Origin of the sequence: Pseudidiomarina terrestris, assembly GCF_030466405.1 — a bacterium.
GTDB lineage: Bacteria > Pseudomonadota > Gammaproteobacteria > Enterobacterales > Alteromonadaceae > Pseudidiomarina > Pseudidiomarina terrestris.
This window is the reverse complement of sequence record NZ_JAGGJF010000003.1, coordinates 183530-202169: the sequence shown is the minus strand read 5'-3', so window position 1 is coordinate 202169 and position 18640 is coordinate 183530. Positions and strand designations below refer to the sequence as shown.

Below are 18640 nucleotides of genomic sequence, written 5' to 3'. Positions count from 1 at the left end.
AGCTTAGATAACTGACACACAGGTATATCCTAAATCGAAAAGATTGTAATATCAGTTAATAACAGGTAACTAAAAGCGCTGGAGTCCCGAAGTGAGACTAAAAGGATTTATCATTGATTTAGTGATCGGCATGCTCGCCATAGCTGCTGTGCTCGGTTTATCCATGACCGCGCCGTTGGGGATCTTCAACGCAAAACTTACTGATGCTTTTTTATCCGTTTCGTCGGCCCCAGAGTTTGTACCGAAAACCTTTATTATTAAAAATACCGGCAACTTTGATCTCACCGACAACGAAGTGGACAATCTTGTCAGTCAATTAGCCGATGCAGGTGCAGCGCATGTTCTGGTTCTCGATAACGCCTCACGGAGCACAACCCGAGCCTTTGACTGGCCTAATAATGTCCATCTTACGTCATCCCGAGGCCAGGACTTCCAAAACGAATACCCAGATTCAGTGCGTTTGTTCGAACTCAATTCCAGTGATGGCAATTACCGCTCCTTCAGCTTGACCAGCCGTGAAAACTCGCTTTTAAGCCTCATCAAACCTGCATCCGCTGCGAAAGAACAAGAGTATGAGCGCTTCTTTAACTTCGCTATTCGCCCCAACCTGCTGCCGAACATTACCACTCAGCAGGCGCTCAACGGTGACATCATCGGGAGTCTGGTCGCTGACAAGATTGTGTTTATTCAGGTCAGTCCAAACCAGCGCTACGAGCGCTTCTACGCAGCAGGTACTCTGGATCAGGAGTACCTCAGCTATGTCGAGATGCAGGCCCTCGCGGTCGAAACCGTTGTCCATGATCTGCATCTGAAAACCATTCCGCTATGGGTGATAGCGCTAGGACTGTTTTGTGCTTACTTTGCGGCATTCTTTTTGCTGCAGCTTTTTAATAGTAACGGTATTTTACTGTTCGAGACGGTGCAGTTCGTCACGGCGCTGGTACTTGCCTATCTGTTATTTGTCGGCTTCCAGCTGGTGTTTCCGTTTGGTGAACTGTTCCTGACCCAGGTGATGGCGCTGTTACAGTTTTTAATCAGTGAGCGCCGCCGGGAGGGTCGTATTCTTTCGTCGCGCACCGCGAAACTGCAAGCTCGATTAAACCAGCGGATGCTGCCTGGATCATTTCTGCAGGCGGAAGACCCGTGGAAAAATCTGCACGTGTTTATCGATCAACACCTGCACATGCGCCGCTCAATCCTGCTGGATCGGGTGGAGCAGGATCATCGTCTGCTGGCAATACACTCCCTGAACTGCACCGTTGATGACATCGAAGAACGTCGCCGCGACTTCCAGCGTGCCCCTTACAGTGATGCCATTCAAACGCAGCGGCCTCATCGCATCGGTAGTAAGCATTACTTTAAAGACACCACCGAGCAAGAAATCGAGTACATCGTGCCACTGATGTTCGCCGGTGAAGTCTTAGGCTTCTGGGCATTGACGGTTGAACCTGATGACAGCTGGAACGAGAAAAGCTTCGAGCATAATTTAGTTAGTTTCGCGCGCGAGCTATCGGAATTGCTTTATCATCGCAGCAAATTTGTACAGTCAACCGCCAGAGAGAACCGCTGGTTGCGTAAGGTCATTAATTTGAATTACGCCGTCAACGAGCATCGCCAACTCGATTCCGCTATCGAATTATTAGAGCGCCGTTTAGGTTTGTTGCAAAATGTCTTTAGCCGCAACAGCTCAGCCCTGGTGCTCTACAATTTATTCGGTCAGGTGCTGACCTCCAACAAAAAAATGGACAAGGTTGCGCAAGCTTTAGATCTTAAATTTTTCACCATGAGCGCCCATGATTTATTGGTCGAACTCACCGGTGAGAAGTCAGAGAAAGTTAAGAAACTCTTGCTGCAAATCACCTTGCATCACCGCACGATTGAGTGGCCGATATCCAGCCCCAAGCTCGAGTCCGATTATATTCTGCGGGTGCTGCCGATTGAGCGTGAGATCAACCGCAGCGAGGAGATGTCGCCATTTTTGCTGGCCGGTATTCTGTTTGAGTTCGTTGATGTGCACTCGGTGCAACAAGTCATCGAAAGCAAACGGGAGCTGCACCGCTATTACTTCGACATGCTGGCAACAGACTTTGCCGCTATTCGAAAAATAGCCGACCGACTGGCCAACCTCGAGGGTGAAGCTCAGCAAGAGCAAATCGACGCTATCCACGAGGTGTTGGATAAAACCGACAAGCTTAGTACGACCGTCGAACGCATGCTGGACCTGCAGCAACACAGTAACGAGGTGTTTCCCGTTAACCCAGCGAACATGGTGCAGAACAGTGTCCGTAAGTACAGTCGTGCACTGCAGGAAAAAGCCGTCAAAGTCGACCTTGACTGGCCAGAGATTCCAGCATTGGCAATGGTTTCAGTGGAACAGGCCAAGCAACTTATCGACGCCATTTTGTCGCTGCTAATCAAAGATGCCGATAGCAGCCAAGGTGAACTTCGGGTTTCAATCAACAGTTGCTCCTTAGAAGACAAATGCCGACGCGTCGAGATACAGTTTATGAATAAAGGCTACGGCGTACCTCAGGAGCGACTGGAAAGTTTACATAAGCTTTCCAATATCGAGCTTTTCAGTGAGCGCGAAGACTTGTTTCATATACTTTACCTGGCAAGACAAGTCCAGGAGTGGGGCGCTGAGCTGAATCTGACAAGCAAGCTGGGAGAGGGCTTCCAACTGACACTTTTATTACCTACCTTCGAAGCTAATATTGCTGACAGTGAGAGGCCCATTCAATAATGGACTGGTTTCCGCTCGAAATTTTCCCCACGGGGGGATTAGCAAGCTCGGTGGTCACCACAGTGTGGATTGGTGTCACCGTGGTCGCCTTCATGAACCTGCGCTACGGCACCACCCTTTCGGGTCTGGTGGTGCCCGGGTACATTGTGCCTCTGCTGCTGGTAAAACCCGGCTCCGCCGTGGTTATCGTGGTGGAAAGTATCATCACCTACCTGCTGACGCGGGCGGTGGCCGACAGGTTACTGGTCAGGTTTGGGCTCGGTGAATTCTTTGGCCGGGACCGCTTCTTTATGCTCATTCTGATGAGTGTACTGGTGCGGGTCACTTTTGACGCCTTCTTACTGGTTGAGCTCGACGAGTTTTTACTGCAGCGCGGTGTTGACTACGAATTTCGCAGTAGCTTGCATAGCTTTGGCCTCATCATTATCGCCCTTAGTGCGAACCAGTTCTGGAACAGTGGCTTAAAACGTGGTGTGTCGACCCTGATGATTCACCTGGCAGTCACTTACGCCATCGTCAGTTTCATTCTGATACCGCTGACCAATTTTAATATCAGCACCCTCGGTTACATGTACGAGGACGTTGCCAGTAACATCCTGGCCAGTCCCAAAGCCTACATTATTCTTATCACCGCTGCGTTTTTGGCCTCGCGGCTGAACCTCAGGTACGGCTGGGACTTCAATGGCATTCTGATCCCCAGTCTGTTGGCGTTGCAGTGGTATAACCCACTGAAAATTGCCACCACCTTCGTCGAAGCTTTTGTGATTTTGGCTTGTGCTATCGGGTTGCTGAAATTGCCCATGATCAGGAATCAAAATATCGAAGGCGCGCGCCAGCTGTTGCTGTTTTTCAACATTAGCTTCGTCTACAAGCTGATTCTTGGCTACATCATTGTCATTTGGTTCCCGGCACAGAAAATTACCGATCTGTACGGTTTTGGCTACTTGCTGGCAACTTTGCTGGCGATAAAAATGTATCAGAAGAACATCGCCATCAAGATGACCCGCACCACAGTGCAAACCTCATTGATTGCCGCTATCGTTGCCAGTGTTATAGGTTTCTCCCTGACCCTCTACAACCCGGTAAACGATGCCAGCGCCATGCAACTGAGCGACCTGAAAGAGATCCAGGTCAGCAACGAGAGTCTGGCCAGCGTGGTGGAGAACTCGCGGCAAGCAAACTTTGCCTCCTACTCGATGAAACGCGGCGTCACCATCTCGCCGTTAACCCTGAATCAGTTCCATCAGACCGTTTCAACTATTGATACGCTGGGCCCCTCGCCTTCCGACAGACAGCTGGATCAGGTGGCAGGTCTTGCCAATGAGTTTGGCTATGAAGCTATCTGGGTCGAGTCGCGCTACATTGTATTGCGTGATGCAACCCCTGAGCGTGGCTGGGGCTTTTACATTTTTGACTTACAGCAAACCAATCAGCTGGCACTGCAGTTCCCCACGGTGATGGACGAAAATATCACCGCGCTGGCGATGTTGCCGCTCTTTAACCGTCTCGAAGCCAAGTACCTGGCGGTGGCATCGGCACGTTCGGAACGGGCACAAGATGGCAGCGACCAGGTCCTGCTGAATTCGCAAACGCTGTTCCAGACCTTTCACCAGACCCTGTCACCGAATAATACGCTGCAGGTGCGTGAGTACTCCCCACCTCTTGCCCGGCTATTATTGGGCGAGCGTGAGGCCACCGCAATTACTGCCGAAGACACCCGGATGTGGGTCAAAGATCGACCGCCGATGGATCTGTCCTTAGCGACGCTGGAAGAGCTCACCGGCGGCTATGACATTGTCTGGAATACGCCGGATTTTCAGAACCGGCAGCGTGATGTGGCACGTTACGGTTTTGCTGAGCTGTTTCTGACACGCCCGGCGATGCTCTCAATTTTGACCCAAAGTGCCGTCAACAAACCTATTGATACCGTTGCAAATGAACAGCAAATCGCCGGTTATCTGCTGTCCTTTTTGCAGGAAAATAAACGGCTGCTGGCGGCAAAAAATACCGAAAAGTATGTGGTGCCTACTCAGGCGGAACTGCTTTACTTTGACCAGACCGTATTAACGCCCTTATTCATGACCATAGAACGCTATGGTGCGCCCAACTGGCTCGAGGAGGCTCAGCCCCTGATCAACCAGGTCGCGCAGTCGGCCGCGCAACTGGGTTATCAGATTATTCTCTATAAACACATTTCCAGCGGCGCCGAGTACTTTATTCTGCGCGAAAAGGTCAACGCCGACACCAACAGGCTGCGGCATTGGGGCACCTATGTGTTTAGACTTGGGGCCAGCGAGCCTTATGTCATTGAAGCGCCATCACCTATTTTCGAAAGTGGCAGCTTCGAGTTTGCCGGCTCTCTGTTCCAGCAAATGGATGCCAGCGCTTTATTAGTCAGTGGCGCGCACCCACAGGCAAATGTCGATGGTTCGGCGCGGGTGGTTGCCCGCAGTAACCCTCTGTCGCTGTTCAACCTCATGCACCAGTCGACGCTCAGGCATCACGCGGATATGGGCGTAACTGCAGTGCAGGTGCGTGGCTACAGTGCCACCGATGAGTACGCCGATGGCGGCGTGAAACTGAGCTATTACGAACTGCATAAGCCCTTTGCTACGCAACAGGAGCAGTTCCTCGAGCTGCGCGATTATTTAGAAAACTTATTAGTTAGTGCCGGCGTCGGTGGCGCTGCCGGTCAGGTCGAGCTTGCCGCGGCCAATTACACAGCGCAGGCACGCTTTACCAAATTTATCCCCTCGGCTCAGTATGCTGAGATTTGGCTGCCCAGAGGCCTTCGCGAGAGCTTCCGCCTGGTTGAATCCGAATCGGTGCTTTATCAGCAGTTCAGTGCGCTGGGGATTGAAACGCAGCGCCATGACGTTGCGCAATTTCTTGCTGAGCAGCAACTAGCTACGCTGCCTGCCAAGACATTGCTGACGGTTAAACAAATGCTCAATCGCTTTGAGCAGTCGCAGAATATTCAGGTATTAGCAACGCTGCGTGAGCGTTTCCCTGCCTTAGCCCTCGAGCTCTGGCAGGACAACGAATCTTTGCAAAGCTACATCGTACTGCGTAACGCCGAAGGTAAAGTGGTGGCAGTTAAAAACCTGACGCCGCTGTCGGTATCGACGCTGGAGGTATCACTGCAGGACGCCCATGTGGAAACCTTCCGTGAGTTTGTTCGCTCACGCATGCAATGGCTGCAACTGGAGGTGAGCGAATGAGAATGCTCGGACGCCTGCTTCTGCTCCTACTCGGCTTAGCTCTGCTAGCTGCACTTTGGTACGCCGCGCAGCTCAGTCTGCAAAGTTTGCAAAAAATCGATGTGCAGCCCTGGGAAGACGATTACGAACAATCCACGGTGTACATTTTGCAGCCTGGTGAAACCTTCGAGTTCGATGTCCCCAATGAAGCCACGCAACTGCGCATTTTACATACTCCGGTCGGCGTGGTTGCCGACGACGAACAAGCAACGCTGCAGTTTACCGCGCGACCGGAGGCGTCGCTTTCAGAAAGCTACAGCGTCATGCTGTACGGCGAGGAAGCTCCGGTTGGCGAGCAGCTCCCGGGACGCTTTTTTGACTCGCCACAGGACACTCTGGCCGGCATAACGCAGTTGCACGTGGTGAGCTTTGCACAGCGCCAGAGCCTGAACGAGTTTGCGCTGACACTGACCGAATCCTCAAGGCCTATAGCAATTCGGGTGGCAGTTTTGGTGCAATACGATGAAGCTTCTGTCAGCCGCATGTGGCAGCGCTTAAATGAAGAACAAAAGGCACGCTTTTTTGAAGACCACATCTATCCGGTCGAGCTGGTTCCCGAACGTGAGCGCGCCGCGCGGTTGATGCAGCGCTGGCAGCCCATTGGCCCGGCCGACGCCTCCAGCGAGCGTATCAACTCTCGCATTCTGTTTGTGAACGAACAGGCTGAAGTCTTTGAGAATGATGAAGATCAGATCACCGATGAGCTCGCTGTGATCGGTCCAGAGCGCTGGTTTACCATCGACACCCGCGTGCAAACTAATCTGCAAGAGTTCGCCTGTGAAAGTCTTAGCGGAGCGGCTTCTACAGAGCTCCAGCTAAGCTCTGTTACCGAGGCGGGCGAGTCGGTGGTTACACCTGTCCGTCTTGATGCCGAATCCCCGCGGGCGCAGCTGCCAGCGCAACCAGACTTGTATCAGCTCAGCGCCAGGGCGCGCTGCGAACTGGTGTTCTATGACGCCAATGGCGAGATGGTCAGCGCTGATTACAATTATTTGCGCGCCAGCGTCGTGCAACCCGGCAGCTCGCTGATCTTCGCGCTGGTTGCTGACGCGCGGCAAGCACAACCGCTACGACTGGATGCCCGGCGTCTGACCCGCAGGGGTGCGGTCCCAGCGCAAGACCTGAGCCTGCAGTGGCGCATCGTCGATGCAGCTGGCGAGGAGCTACTCAGTGGTCAACTGCAACCACAACTGGAACCTAACCCTTATCAGGTCAGCGTCGATTCAAGTCTGGTCTCAACGGTGCATGAGAAAAGCTCGCAGTATATCGTCGCACCCGCCCATTCGGCTGAACTGCAGGTAAGCCTGAGCCATGCCCCGGCAACGATGGCCGGACAAGTGCTGGTCAACCTTTACACGCGCCCGGCCGATTTAGCGTACCGGGTCGAACCCGGCAACGAAGATGAACCGCAGCAGCAGAGCATACCCAAATGGTTCCTGGCGTATCCCATGCTAAACAACACCGAACTACCGGTGGTCACGCAACTGATATCCTGGCAAATGCCCCTGCCTGAGCCGGCGGCAACCGCTGAAGCCGGTGTTGACGAACAGTGGTACACGCTGACAAGTGTCAACGAGGCACCGTATTTTGAGTTGTTTTTAGCCGCGGGCGAGCCCGGCCAGCAGCTTGAGGTGACTGCGGACTCAGCCCATTTGGTTTACGCGCCGGTCGCGGGGGACGGTTCCCGCTATGTGGTGAGCGCTCCTGGCCATGCGCAGAAAGTACGCCCACAACTGGTGTATCAAAAAGCAACGGACGCTCCTGTACCAGTGGAGATCAAGCTCAATGGCAAGCTCGTTGCGAAGGACTGGCTCAATGCCCGCTCTGGCAGACTGTTTTTGCCTGCTCTGGCGCAAAGCGACTACACTTTAACCCTAACCGCGCCGACTGCGGTGCAGTGGTACAGCAATTATCAGCCGGTATCAGCCCAACCGCACTACCGTGTGCGCAACGGCTACAAACTCACGCAAGCCCTCACTTTCGTGGTCGACAAAACGGCCGAAGAAGAGTGGTTAACCTTCAATTACTTCCCGGCAATTGCCGCGCCGCATCAACTCACCTTAACCCTGGAAAAACAAGAGCAGGTGGGTGTCTACGCGGATTATACTGTGGCCAAACGCAGCTTCCCGCTTGCCGCAGCCGAGGGGTCACCCTCGGTGGTACTGCTCAATCAAAATCAAGCGCCTGTTTGGCAACCAATACGGCTGCCGTTTTTACTGGGCCGCGATTTAGCAGAGGGACGCTACCGTGTCACTGTCAGCACCTCAGCACCGAATTCCGGATATGTTCAGGCCGGTTACTCTGCTGCAGTGCCACTTTATCAAATAGAGATTTATACGGAGGACGGCAATGCGTTATTTTAAACTCTTATGTGTCATAGGCTTCGCCATGCAAACTTTACCGAGTCACGCCGAAACCGTGGATCTGCCCTGGTACGACAATGTGCCGCGCAGCGACTATTATGAGCGGGTTTCGACGCCCAACCAATCAACGCTTGAGGCATCGTTTTTGTCACTGTTTCGCAATGGCAGTAATGGTGGACTGACCGAGTTCTACCAGCTCCAGACGGCAAACTGGCAGGAACAGGAGGTCATTTTAGCCGCCAGTAATGCCAATCTCGGCTGGGGCGCTGTCGGTTACCGGCACAGCAACAGCAACCCGGTCTTTCTGCAAGCACCGCACCGTTACTTTGACTTGCATACGGGTGCCATCGCTGATGTCGGCTGGCAGGTGAACCTGGCGCAGGTGTACATGACGAACTCGATTCACCGCCGTGCCGGTCAGGATCAAAAACCCAAGGTCAACAGCGACATTTCCAATGCCCGGCGCAGTGCTTTACTGGCCGCATCGGAAGCCTGGATAGCTGAGAACTCCGAGGGCGTCATCGTACAGTTGCACGGCTACGCCAAAAGTAAACGCAGTACCGAAGCCGGTCGCAATGCTGACATCATCCTCAGTCATGGCACCAACGAGCTGTTTCCACAGGAAACCCGCCTGCATAGTATTCAGGCCTGTTTGACTGCATTGCTAGGCGTGAATGTGCTGCGGTACCCGGATCAGGTCGGCGAACTTGGCGGCACCCAGAACAATGTTGCCCAGGCCCTCGCCGACTGGGGCAAGTCTGAGCAATTTATCCACGTGGAAATGAGTCGTGGCGTGCGTGACAGTCTGGCTGCCGATCGCGCCACCGCGATTCAGGCCCTGCAATGCATGACAGGAGCGTCCGAGTAATGATCCGAAGTGGTATCTGTGCTTTTGCTTTGATCTTATGGGCTGGCTTAGTGCCAGCCAGCGCACACCCGGTCGACCGGGTGCTGTGGTACGAGGCAGAAACGACCTCCACATCACGCGCCGAGGCGACCTTTAAGGCGCCCGCCAGTGACTGGTGGCGCCTGCGTGTCTACGCCGACAATGCGGCAGATCAGCAAGCAAAGCCGGAGATCTGGTCATCTACGGGCGGTGGCATCTTTGTCAGCCATAGCCCGCTCGATGCTCACCACGATAAAGATTACACCGACTACTTTTATGCGGTGAACACTACCGAAGAGCGCAGTATCCTGTTGCAACACAGCGACGCGCGAACGACTCGCCTGTACCACTCAAAGAGAACATCGGCCGCTGTGCTTCATGACGATGCGCGCATCAAGCTCAGCGACCAACACAGTGTCACCACCCTGACCATGCAGACCGGCTTTGAAGCCCACGACATGCAGCTGGTGCCCGGCGAGGAAGATTACGTCACTGAGTTCAGTGAACCTGGCCTTTATCATCTGGAAATCCGCATCCCCTGGCGGGCCTCGTATGAACTCTACGAGACACTGACACTGCAAACCCCTGAGCGTCAGCTGCAGCTGGCGGCCAACCTGGACGACAGCACCCGCTATGAAGACGACCGAGGCTATGTGCAGCTGCTGTCACGGCCAATCCGGGTGCCGTTTTATGTGACTGAGGCTGGCCAACAGCTCAGCCTTGATCTGGACCGCGACGCGTATCTGCGCTGGCTGCAAAGCGATGCCAGCGCGCAATTTCTAGCTGCGCGCAATGCGCCAGACGCCATTGAGCAGGCGCAAGACAAGCAATTAGCGCTGCAGCAGCAGCCGTGGCTGACGACCTCGTTTTTTCGTAGTCTGCCGCCACAGCAGGCATTAGCAACGGAGAGCTTTATTCCGTTAACGGGGGCGGTCCGCAAGCCAGAAGCGCTGGTCCTGCCGAGCTCTGCACACCCGACGCGCGAGCCAGAGTATTTTTACCAACTGCCAGCCGGACACAGCGCCAGCTTTGCTTTACCAGAGCAAACCCGCAACGCCCCGGTAAAACTGACGGTAAAATGGCAGGAAGATGCCACCGCGTTCATGGTGCGCAGTAACAGTGGTGAACAACGGGAAGTAAGACTACGCCCTGAGCTCACGCCGCTGCAGCACTGGCAGCTCGACAATGGCTCGCAACTGGCATTGATGTCCAAAGCCGACGCTCCGGCGCATAAGGTCACTGAAGTGCTGCTGGATTTTAACCAGCCCTACCAATCGTTGACGGTCACCAGCACCGGCGACCACGATGCTTGGTTACGTCTCGATTATGCCAATGAACAACCGGCAAGTGTCAGTGAATCCGGCTGGCTCAATCTCTCGCCAAGTGCCAGCGCCGAGCTTGTTAGCGCACTGCGTGAAGGGGGCTCGTCGGCATTGACGAACAGCGCCCTAAAGCAAGCAGTTGCCACGGAATGGCACACCAGACTGCAGAGCCGCTCGGCGCAGTTTACCGAGCGCCATGCCAGTCAGTATCTGGATAAGCAGCGCAGTATCACTGCAAACCAGTTTGCCAGCGTTCGCAACGCACTCGCCACGACCTTCGACGTGCAGTTAAAGGATGTTGCTGACGTCTACCAGCAGTTGACGAAGCTGGGCTACAACTTTACCGCCCGGCAACTGCTGGTGGATCTTGCAGCAGGCTCAGAGTCCGCGCTGCAAACTCAAGCAGAAACGCTGCTGTTGCAACTTTTTGCCGAGCAGGAGCGCTGGTTTGACACCGAGGGTTACTGGGCCTGGCGCCTGTTCCATCGCGCTGACACTGAAGCTCTTGCCGCGATTGCTTATAGTTGGACCCAGCAGAACCGCCAGCGTGAGGCGGCACAGCTGTTCTTATTGCTCGATAAAAGCCAAAGTACCGAACTACCGACCGAGCTCGCCTTACGGGCAGCGGTTGTCTCACAGCAATCCGATCTGGCCGAGTACTGGTTTGGCAAACTTACAGCCGCACAACAGCAAAGCTGGCCCGCTGACGTAACAGATTACCACTGGATTCGTCAGCGCCCTGAATTCGCCGGAAAAACCCGCGAAGCGCTGATCTACAACGACGATCTGGATTTGTATTTAACAACGTTTTATCTCGACAACGCTACCCCATTACGCCTGCGCTTGGCGGGTTCGCCGCGTCTGAAAGTCACGCTGTACCCGGAACTCACCGAAGCTACGGCTTCCGGTGAGCTGCACCAAGTGACGCTGACCATTAACGATAACAGCTACCCGCTGGCTGTACGCATGGACCGCGCCAGCGAGAGCCTGAGCTGGTCGCAAAGCGAGCAACTGTGGGTTGGCCTGCCACAAAGTTACACCTTTACGCTCAACGCGGATCAGGTCAACGACATCAGTATCGAGGCGCAAGGATTTGCCGCCGGGGTGGTCATTGAAGCAGCAGAGCCGCAGCTCCTGACTCCGTCAGCCGCCGCGGCCGCTAACGCCTCGTTACCCGCTGTGACACCGCCTCTGACACAACGATTGTCGGAATTAGCGCTGGCAACGCAACACTCTGAGTTAGCCGATGCCGAGCGCAAACAAGTGAAAGCCAACACTTTGGGTACGGCGCTGACCGACACCCAGCAGCTGTTGCTGGATCGTTTAACCCAAGGCTATGCCTGGCAACGGCTGGATACCGTAAGCAGCAGCGATGGCATCGCCTATTTAGAAACAGAGCGCTGGCAACCCAGCGCGCCCTGGTGGCAGGTCCGCCGCGCGCTAATGACCAGCGACGTCCGCCCCGGCGAACGCCGCCTGGCCGATGACGAGCAAGCGCAGCTGGCTTTGGATTTACGCGCACCCAAGGCAGTGACGCTGGAGGTGCGTAAAGCCACCGAGCTCAGCGGTCCAGCAGCACCTGCCACGCTGAGTATCACCACTTCTGATGGCACCATGGTAAGAGCGCTTAGCAGCGAGCTGCTGTCCATTACGCTGAACCTGAGCAGCGGTGAACATACGCTTTCACTTGAATTTACCGAGCCCTCATCAGCGCTGGTGTTGTACCGTCTGCTGGATAGCGATGGCGAGTCTTTGCTACCCGGCAATCAGGTGAAAACCTACCGGGCCAGCCAAGACCGCGAGATTGAACTTTTCATTCCGGCCAATAACCTGCTGCGCATCGACCACTACACACACCGGGATGCGCTGGCCAGCCACAGCTACCAATGGTTTGCAGAAGATACGCATTACCAGGTGGCGCACACGGACGAAGACACCCCGCACAGCTACTACCGTTTCTTTATCTGGCAACAACAGCCACTGGCGGATGAGCCACAACTGCCGCAGCTGTCGGCCGCGCAGCCAGAGCCTAGTGTTGCTCAGCAGCCACCTACCATCTGGCCGGTGGACCCACAGCGGGCGGTGTTCGCTGATACGCTGTACCAGTTGGGTGAACAGGACGACGGCACTTGGGGCTTTGCGCTTGGCTACCGCGCTCGTAACAACTTTGATGAAGACCTGCGCACGGGCCGTGAAGAGTTTATTGATAGCCGCTGGAATTACCAGCGTCAGCTTAACGACTGGGACGCCTACTGGAACAGCTCGCTACAGTGGCGCGCACACAATGACACCGACCTGCACACGCTGGTCAGCGATAATGACCTGTACTGGCTACCCAACAAGTACTTCGATGCTCAGGCGCGGCTAAATCTCTATTATCAGGCCGCTGCTACCGACGACGAAGCCGAGGGTGCCTGGTCGGCTTATGCGTCGCTGTCAGGGCGTTGGAAGTACTACTGGAATAACCGCACCCGTAACGAGCTGGAACTGCTGGTATTTGGCCGTGAGCTCAGCGAAGAGCTGACCCCTGCTGTGCCCATCGACGATGATATCGTCACCCAGTATAAGCTGGACCACCGCTACGGTCTGACTGTACGCGACCAGCTCACTTATCAACCCTGGCTGGACACACGCGTGCACCTGGAAGGTCAGTTCACCCTCAATGAACTGGGTCAGGGGCAGCTGCTCGATCACTGGTCGGTGACCAGTGGCTGGCGGCAGTATTTTAAACCCTGGCGGCTGGGTCTGGACGCCAGCTACACCCAGTACCTGCGCGACGACAACCGCAGACGTCGCTTGTCCTCAACACAATTGGCATTGTCTGTCGATTATGACTGGTGGCAGGCGCAAGGTAACCTGTGGCAACTGAGCTTTGATATTCGCCATGACATCAACCGTAATACCACAGGTGCGTTTCTCGGCATCAGCTGGAACCACACCGCCGGTCAGGGCTACGATGATTTCGCGCCGCCGACATTACTGTTTTCGCCATTACGCCAGCGTCACGCGCTGGAACATATCGAGACCAATGACATTACCATCAACGATCCACTGGAGGCTGTAGATGAAAACTAAGCTGTCATCCTCAGACTCTCTGTTAAGGTCCGGGCTGGATTCGATTTGGCAAAACATCTATGCGCAGTCACTGCGTGAGTGCCAGCAGCGCTTTAAGAAATGGTCAGCGGTTTCGAAAAATCTTGAAGGCAAAGATGAAGCCAGTCAGGACGCACTGCAGCTGGTGCTGTTTTTGCAGAATGAGCTGGCAACACGCTTTAAAACTATCGAGCAACTGCGTACGCGCCAGGCAGAATTTAACTACAACTACCATCAGTCCGCGTCTGAGCCTGAGCGCACTGAGCACCTGGTATCTGTGGCCAAATACCTGGGCTACCCTACCCGCATTGTTCGCAAAATTGCTAAGAAGAAGCTCGACTGGTTCGATGATGCCGCCATCAGTGAATACTTTGAGAAGCGCACCTCGGAGCATGAAAAGTTCATTGTGTTTGTGCTTGGCCGCCTGTGTGAAATTGTCCGGCTGACGCTGGTTCAGCTTGATGACGATGAAGAGCTTAAGCGACTGTGGCAACTCATGGCGCTGCCGGAAGCCCTGACCCAGAGCCTCAGTTATCAGGCGCAGGCAACTATTCGCATCGCCGCCTGTCGGGGCCTGCGCGTGGTCTTGCAGGAGATGCGCCCGGCTATTCGGGACTTAGTACCCAGTAATACTATCCAGTACGTCTACCGCACCTGTCTGGATAAAGAAAAACATATCTGGATGCGGGCAGAAATGATGACCCTCATCGCGGTCACCCAGCCATCGCAGTACCTGACCATTTTCCAGCATGTTTACGCCAAAGAGCCTGATGCTGACATTTTCCTGAAAGCACGGATGGTGGAATCTCTGCTGCGCTTTGTGCCCTTAAAAGTAAAAGCGCTGCGCCATGCCTTGCGGGCCGTTCGCAGTGAACCTTCTGAATATGTGCGCCAGCGTTTTGCCGAGTCGACCCAGTACGTCGAGCCCCAGGTTGCGCTGCGACTGGGACTGCGGCTATTGCAGTCGGAGTCATCGAATAAGGTCAAAGCACAGTTTTTACTGACCCTATTGCGCAAAGACTGGACGCAACAGCAACTGGACCGCATTGTCGAGAGCCTGCTGAGCATCCTCAACAACGACGATGACGTGTTTTTACTGCGCACCGTCTTCCATGTGTTACCGCAGCTGTTGCATCGTTACCTGCCGCGCCTGGACGTAAGTGAAGAGCACCTGGCCCAGATCGATAGCCAGCTGACCTGGCTTAACCATCATCATGACGACACCCGTTTGCGGCGTTGGGCTGCAGAATGCCGGGAAGCCATCTTCTTTTACACCAGCGCCTCCGCATTTGATACTAGACAGCGCGAGAACCTCGAGCGCCTGCCACTGGAAGCCAGCCTGACGCTAAAAGCCGATGCGCGCCAACGCACTGAAGCCTGGTACCGGCAAATGGCTTATATGGCCTCGAAACGCTTTGGCTTTAATGTGCGTGCGCAAGGCAAAAAGCTCAAGATCTGGTCCGGCTTCCGCTTCCGCCCGCGCCTGTGGCGCATGATTCATGAATGGCGCAAACCGGCCACGGATAAACGGCAGAACCACAGCCACACCAAAGGTCGGGTGTATTACGGACTGGAGCAGTTTAACAGCCGTATCGTGGCCGAACAGAGCATCACCAAAGTCCCGGGCGAGCCGGTGTACATCAGTGAAGAAGCAGGCGAACGCAGCTATCTGCCGCTGGTCGATCAGCTGATCTCCTGTCTGGATCAGGGCTGGCCCACTGCGCCGATGCGTATTTACAGCAGTGAAGGCGTCACCGAAGTGTTACCGCCTAAATCACTGCTGGCACGGCTGCGGGCACGCTGGAAAATTCAGCTGCAGTTTGCCAGGTTCTCTCGCCTGCGCAACTGGCAAGAGGGCGATAGTTTTGCCCCAAATGCCTATTTGAAAAAGGTGTCTCAGTTAGGCTTTAAGCTATCGATTCGCGGTTATGCCGATAACAAGGGCGACAACTACCCGGTCGAGCCGCGGGTGAAACGTTTCTTCCCGGCGGTGGCGCTGCCTTTCACTTTGCCATCGATGAGTGATGTCTATAACTACTTCTACTCGGTCTACCAGAACACCATCACCCAACTGCTGGCCTTCACCTCGGTGGTCTTTGTTGGCTTTTTTGCCAACCATGTCCGCCAGTTGGTGGAACTGCGCCGCCATCGTAAGCGCTTGCCACTGGTCATTGGTGGCTGGGGTACCCGGGGTAAATCGGGTACTGAACGTCTCAAAGCAGCGGTGTTCAACGAGCTCGGCTTAAGTGTGCTGTCCAAGACCACCGGCTGTGAAGCCATGTTCCTGTACGGCAATGCCAGCCGGCCCATGAAGGAGCTCTTCCTGTTCCGCCCCTACGACAAAGCAACAATTTGGGAGCAAGTCTTCTTAACTAAGTTTGCCTCCAAGCTCAATGTCGATGTGTTCCTCTGGGAGTGCATGGGGCTGACCCCGCGCTACATTGAGATCCTGCAAAGCCAGTGGATGCGTGACGATATTTCCACCATCACCAACTGCTACCCTGACCACGAAGACATTCAGGGACCGGCCGGAATCGAGATCCCGATTGTGATGCAAAACTTCATCGCCAAAAAAGGCGATGTGTACACCACCGAAGAGTCGATGCTGCCGCTACTGCAGGACGAAGCACACCGCAAACAGGCCAACCTGACCGCGGTCACCTGGCTCGACTCTGGCCTGATCACCGAAGACGTGCTCAAACGTTTCCCTTACGCCGAACATCCGAACAATATCGCGCTGGTGCGAACCATGTCCAAACGTCTGGGTGTACGTAATGACGTTGCCGTCAAAGCCATGGCCGACAACGTCATTGCCGATCTGGGTGTGCTGAAAATCTACCCGACAGTACCAGTGCAGGGGCGCAACATCGAGTTCGTCAACGGCATGTCTGCCAACGAGCGTTTAGGCGCCTTAAGCAACTGGCAACGCACCGGATTCAATAAACATAACCTGGTTGAGACCCCTGACGTCTGGACCGGCATCGTGGTGAATAACCGCGCCGATCGGGTAGCGCGCTCACAGGTGTTTGCGGAAATCCTGGTCAGCGATATGCAGGCCGATCGGTATTACTTTATCGGCGACAATCTTGACGGTTTGCAGACCTACATCAACGACGCCTGGCAAGGCTTTGTCATTCAGTTCAAAGAAGGTCAACAAGAAGACCAGCAGCAGCAACTGGGGCAGCTGTGCAAACGCTTTCGCATTGCAACTGAGGTGGACCACATCAGCAAACGGGTCGGCGCCGCGCTGCGCGGTATCAACGTCAGTGAGGCGCTGGTGGATGAGTTACTGACAGCGCTGCCCCAGTGGCAAAGTGAGGCCGATAGTAGTGCCGCGTTTGCACGTCTGCAAGAGCAGACCGATTCCGATAATGTGGACCGCGAGCAACTGGACGCGATTCGCCAGCTGACCATGCAAATGCATGCTGAATATCAGCACTGGCAACAGCTGCGTAGCTCGGACAAGGATGTGGATACCACCCTCGAGTATATCTTCAACTGTTTTAAAGAACGCTGGGTGGTGGTGGAGAACTATTACTCAACGGGTAATGAGACCGTACAGTGCCTGATCGACACCACCCCGCCGGGCCTGCAGGCACGTGTCATAGGCGTGCAGAACATTAAAGGCACCGGACTTGATTTCATCTACCGCTGGCAGGCCTGGGACAAGGTTCACAGTAACGCCAGAACCCTGCGGGAATCCCGCGACTTAACTGACATTCAGGCCGCGGCACGGGTGCTGGCAACCTGGCAGGAATATGGCGTACTCGATGCTGAGTTTGTAGAAGCGACCGTTGCCATCGCGCGCGAGCGCCAAATCTGTCAACAGGAGAGCATTCAGGCCGACCTCAGAATCATCGAGCAACAGCTGAAGCGCCAGCAGGAAGAAACCGCCAAAATCCTCTCGCAAAGCTCCGCTGGTGGCGGTTGGCAGTACAAAGTGCTGCGTACCATTGAAGCCTTTCTGGATTCCGGTAACGCCATCAAGCGACGCAAAACCTCCAACGCGATTTACGACGCTATGCTGAAGAACACCATTAGCACGGAGCGCGCCACAGTCGAACTGGCAGCGTTAAACAAAGCACAAAAAGGCGACTGGTTGGTGCGACTATTTAAACGCAAGTTCGCTGATAAGAAGAACCTGTAAATGCACACCAGGAACAGCATCTTCATTTCCGGCGCGGCAGCTGGTATCGGTCGCGCGACCACCCTGCTTTTTCTTGAGGCAGGGTGGCAAGTGGGGGCTTACGATCGCGATACGGACGGCTTAGCCAAGCTGGCTAACGACGTCGCTGAAAGTGCGCGCGAACGCCTTATTACCGGTGTCCTGGATGTGACTGAAAACACCTCATGGCAAGACGCGCTAGCTGACTTTGCGCAGCATAACGAGGGCAAGCTTAACCTCTTGTTCAATAATGCTGGGATTCTTTATTCCGGATTATTCGAGGCCATTTCCCTGGAGGCTCAGCAGCGGATGATTGAGGTCAACGTGCAAGGCGTACTGGCCGGCTGTTACCTCGCACGACCCTATCTGGAGGCCGCTGCGGTTGATGGCCCCAACACCGCCCGCGTCATTAATATGAGCTCGGCCAGTGCTATCTATGGCCAACCCAAGCTGGCCATCTACTCAGCCAGTAAATTTGCCGTACGTGCCATCACCGAAGCGCTGGAGCTGGAATGGGCCGACCAAGGCATTAAGGTCATGGATGTGATGCCGCTATTCGTCAAAACCGCCATGGTCGCCGACATGCAGGGCGACAGCATGCGTCGTCTCGGCGTACGCCTGACCCCACAGATGGTCGCCGCCACCGTCTATCGCATGGCACACTATAAAGGCTCCCGCATCCACTGGTATGTCGGCCGCCAGACCAAGCTCATGGCGCTGGCGAGCAAGATTTCGCCCAGCTGGCTGGTGCGGCTTAGTAATAAGTGGATTTCGCGGTAGAATTCAATACCTCAAAACTTTGGAGAAT

The 18640-nt window shown here is 54.8% G+C and carries 7 protein-coding genes; all 7 read left to right on the top strand.

All coding sequences use genetic code 11. The features are described 5' to 3' along the window. Positions 1-91: 91 nt before the first annotated feature. From J6J34_RS07800 to J6J34_RS07770, 7 genes are read left to right on the top strand one after another with little or no spacing between them, the layout of a single operon-like run. Entirely contained in the window at positions 92-2743 is a 2652-nt protein-coding gene (locus J6J34_RS07800; RefSeq protein WP_301898821.1) for a sensor histidine kinase, read from the top strand. After that, positions 2743-5964 (top strand): poly-gamma-glutamate biosynthesis protein PgsC/CapC, encoded by a 3222-nt coding sequence (locus tag J6J34_RS07795; RefSeq protein ID WP_301898820.1) that lies wholly within the window; start codon positions 2743-2745, stop codon positions 5962-5964. The genes J6J34_RS07800 and J6J34_RS07795 overlap by 1 nt, the downstream gene beginning before the upstream one ends. Then, on the top strand, positions 5961-8366 hold the full coding sequence (locus tag J6J34_RS07790) for a hypothetical protein (protein WP_301898819.1): 2406 nt from the start codon (positions 5961-5963) through the stop codon (positions 8364-8366). The genes J6J34_RS07795 and J6J34_RS07790 overlap by 4 nt, the downstream gene beginning before the upstream one ends. Continuing rightward, complete coding sequence (locus J6J34_RS07785) at positions 8353-9234, top strand: hypothetical protein (RefSeq protein ID WP_301898818.1); 882 nt, start codon at positions 8353-8355, stop codon at positions 9232-9234. Before J6J34_RS07790 ends, J6J34_RS07785 begins: the two co-directional genes overlap by 14 nt. Beyond that, positions 9234-13649, top strand: coding sequence for a hypothetical protein (locus J6J34_RS07780; RefSeq protein ID WP_301898817.1), 4416 nt, complete (start codon positions 9234-9236; stop codon positions 13647-13649). Before J6J34_RS07785 ends, J6J34_RS07780 begins: the two co-directional genes overlap by 1 nt. Then, positions 13639-17814 carry a hypothetical protein gene (locus J6J34_RS07775; RefSeq protein WP_301898816.1) on the top strand — a complete coding sequence of 1392 codons (4176 nt, stop codon included), beginning with the start codon at positions 13639-13641 and terminating at the stop codon, positions 17812-17814. Before J6J34_RS07780 ends, J6J34_RS07775 begins: the two co-directional genes overlap by 11 nt. After that, positions 17815-18612, top strand: a complete 798-nt coding sequence (locus J6J34_RS07770) for an SDR family oxidoreductase (RefSeq protein ID WP_301898815.1) — start codon at positions 17815-17817, stop codon at positions 18610-18612. It begins immediately after the preceding gene. Positions 18613-18640: the final 28 nt, after the last annotated feature.

What these genes read in the sequence shown, in the direction of transcription:
- J6J34_RS07770 (WP_301898815.1), top strand. Translation starts at nt 17,815, where the DNA reads ATGCACACCAGGAACAGCATCTTCATTTCCGGCGCGGCAGCTGGTATC.
- J6J34_RS07795 (WP_301898820.1), top strand. Translation starts at nt 2,743, where the DNA reads ATGGACTGGTTTCCGCTCGAAATTTTCCCCACGGGGGGATTAGCAAGC.
- J6J34_RS07775 (WP_301898816.1), top strand. Translation starts at nt 13,639, where the DNA reads ATGAAAACTAAGCTGTCATCCTCAGACTCTCTGTTAAGGTCCGGGCTG.
- J6J34_RS07780 (WP_301898817.1), top strand. Translation starts at nt 9,234, where the DNA reads ATGATCCGAAGTGGTATCTGTGCTTTTGCTTTGATCTTATGGGCTGGC.
- J6J34_RS07790 (WP_301898819.1), top strand. Translation starts at nt 5,961, where the DNA reads ATGAGAATGCTCGGACGCCTGCTTCTGCTCCTACTCGGCTTAGCTCTG.
- J6J34_RS07785 (WP_301898818.1), top strand. Translation starts at nt 8,353, where the DNA reads ATGCGTTATTTTAAACTCTTATGTGTCATAGGCTTCGCCATGCAAACT.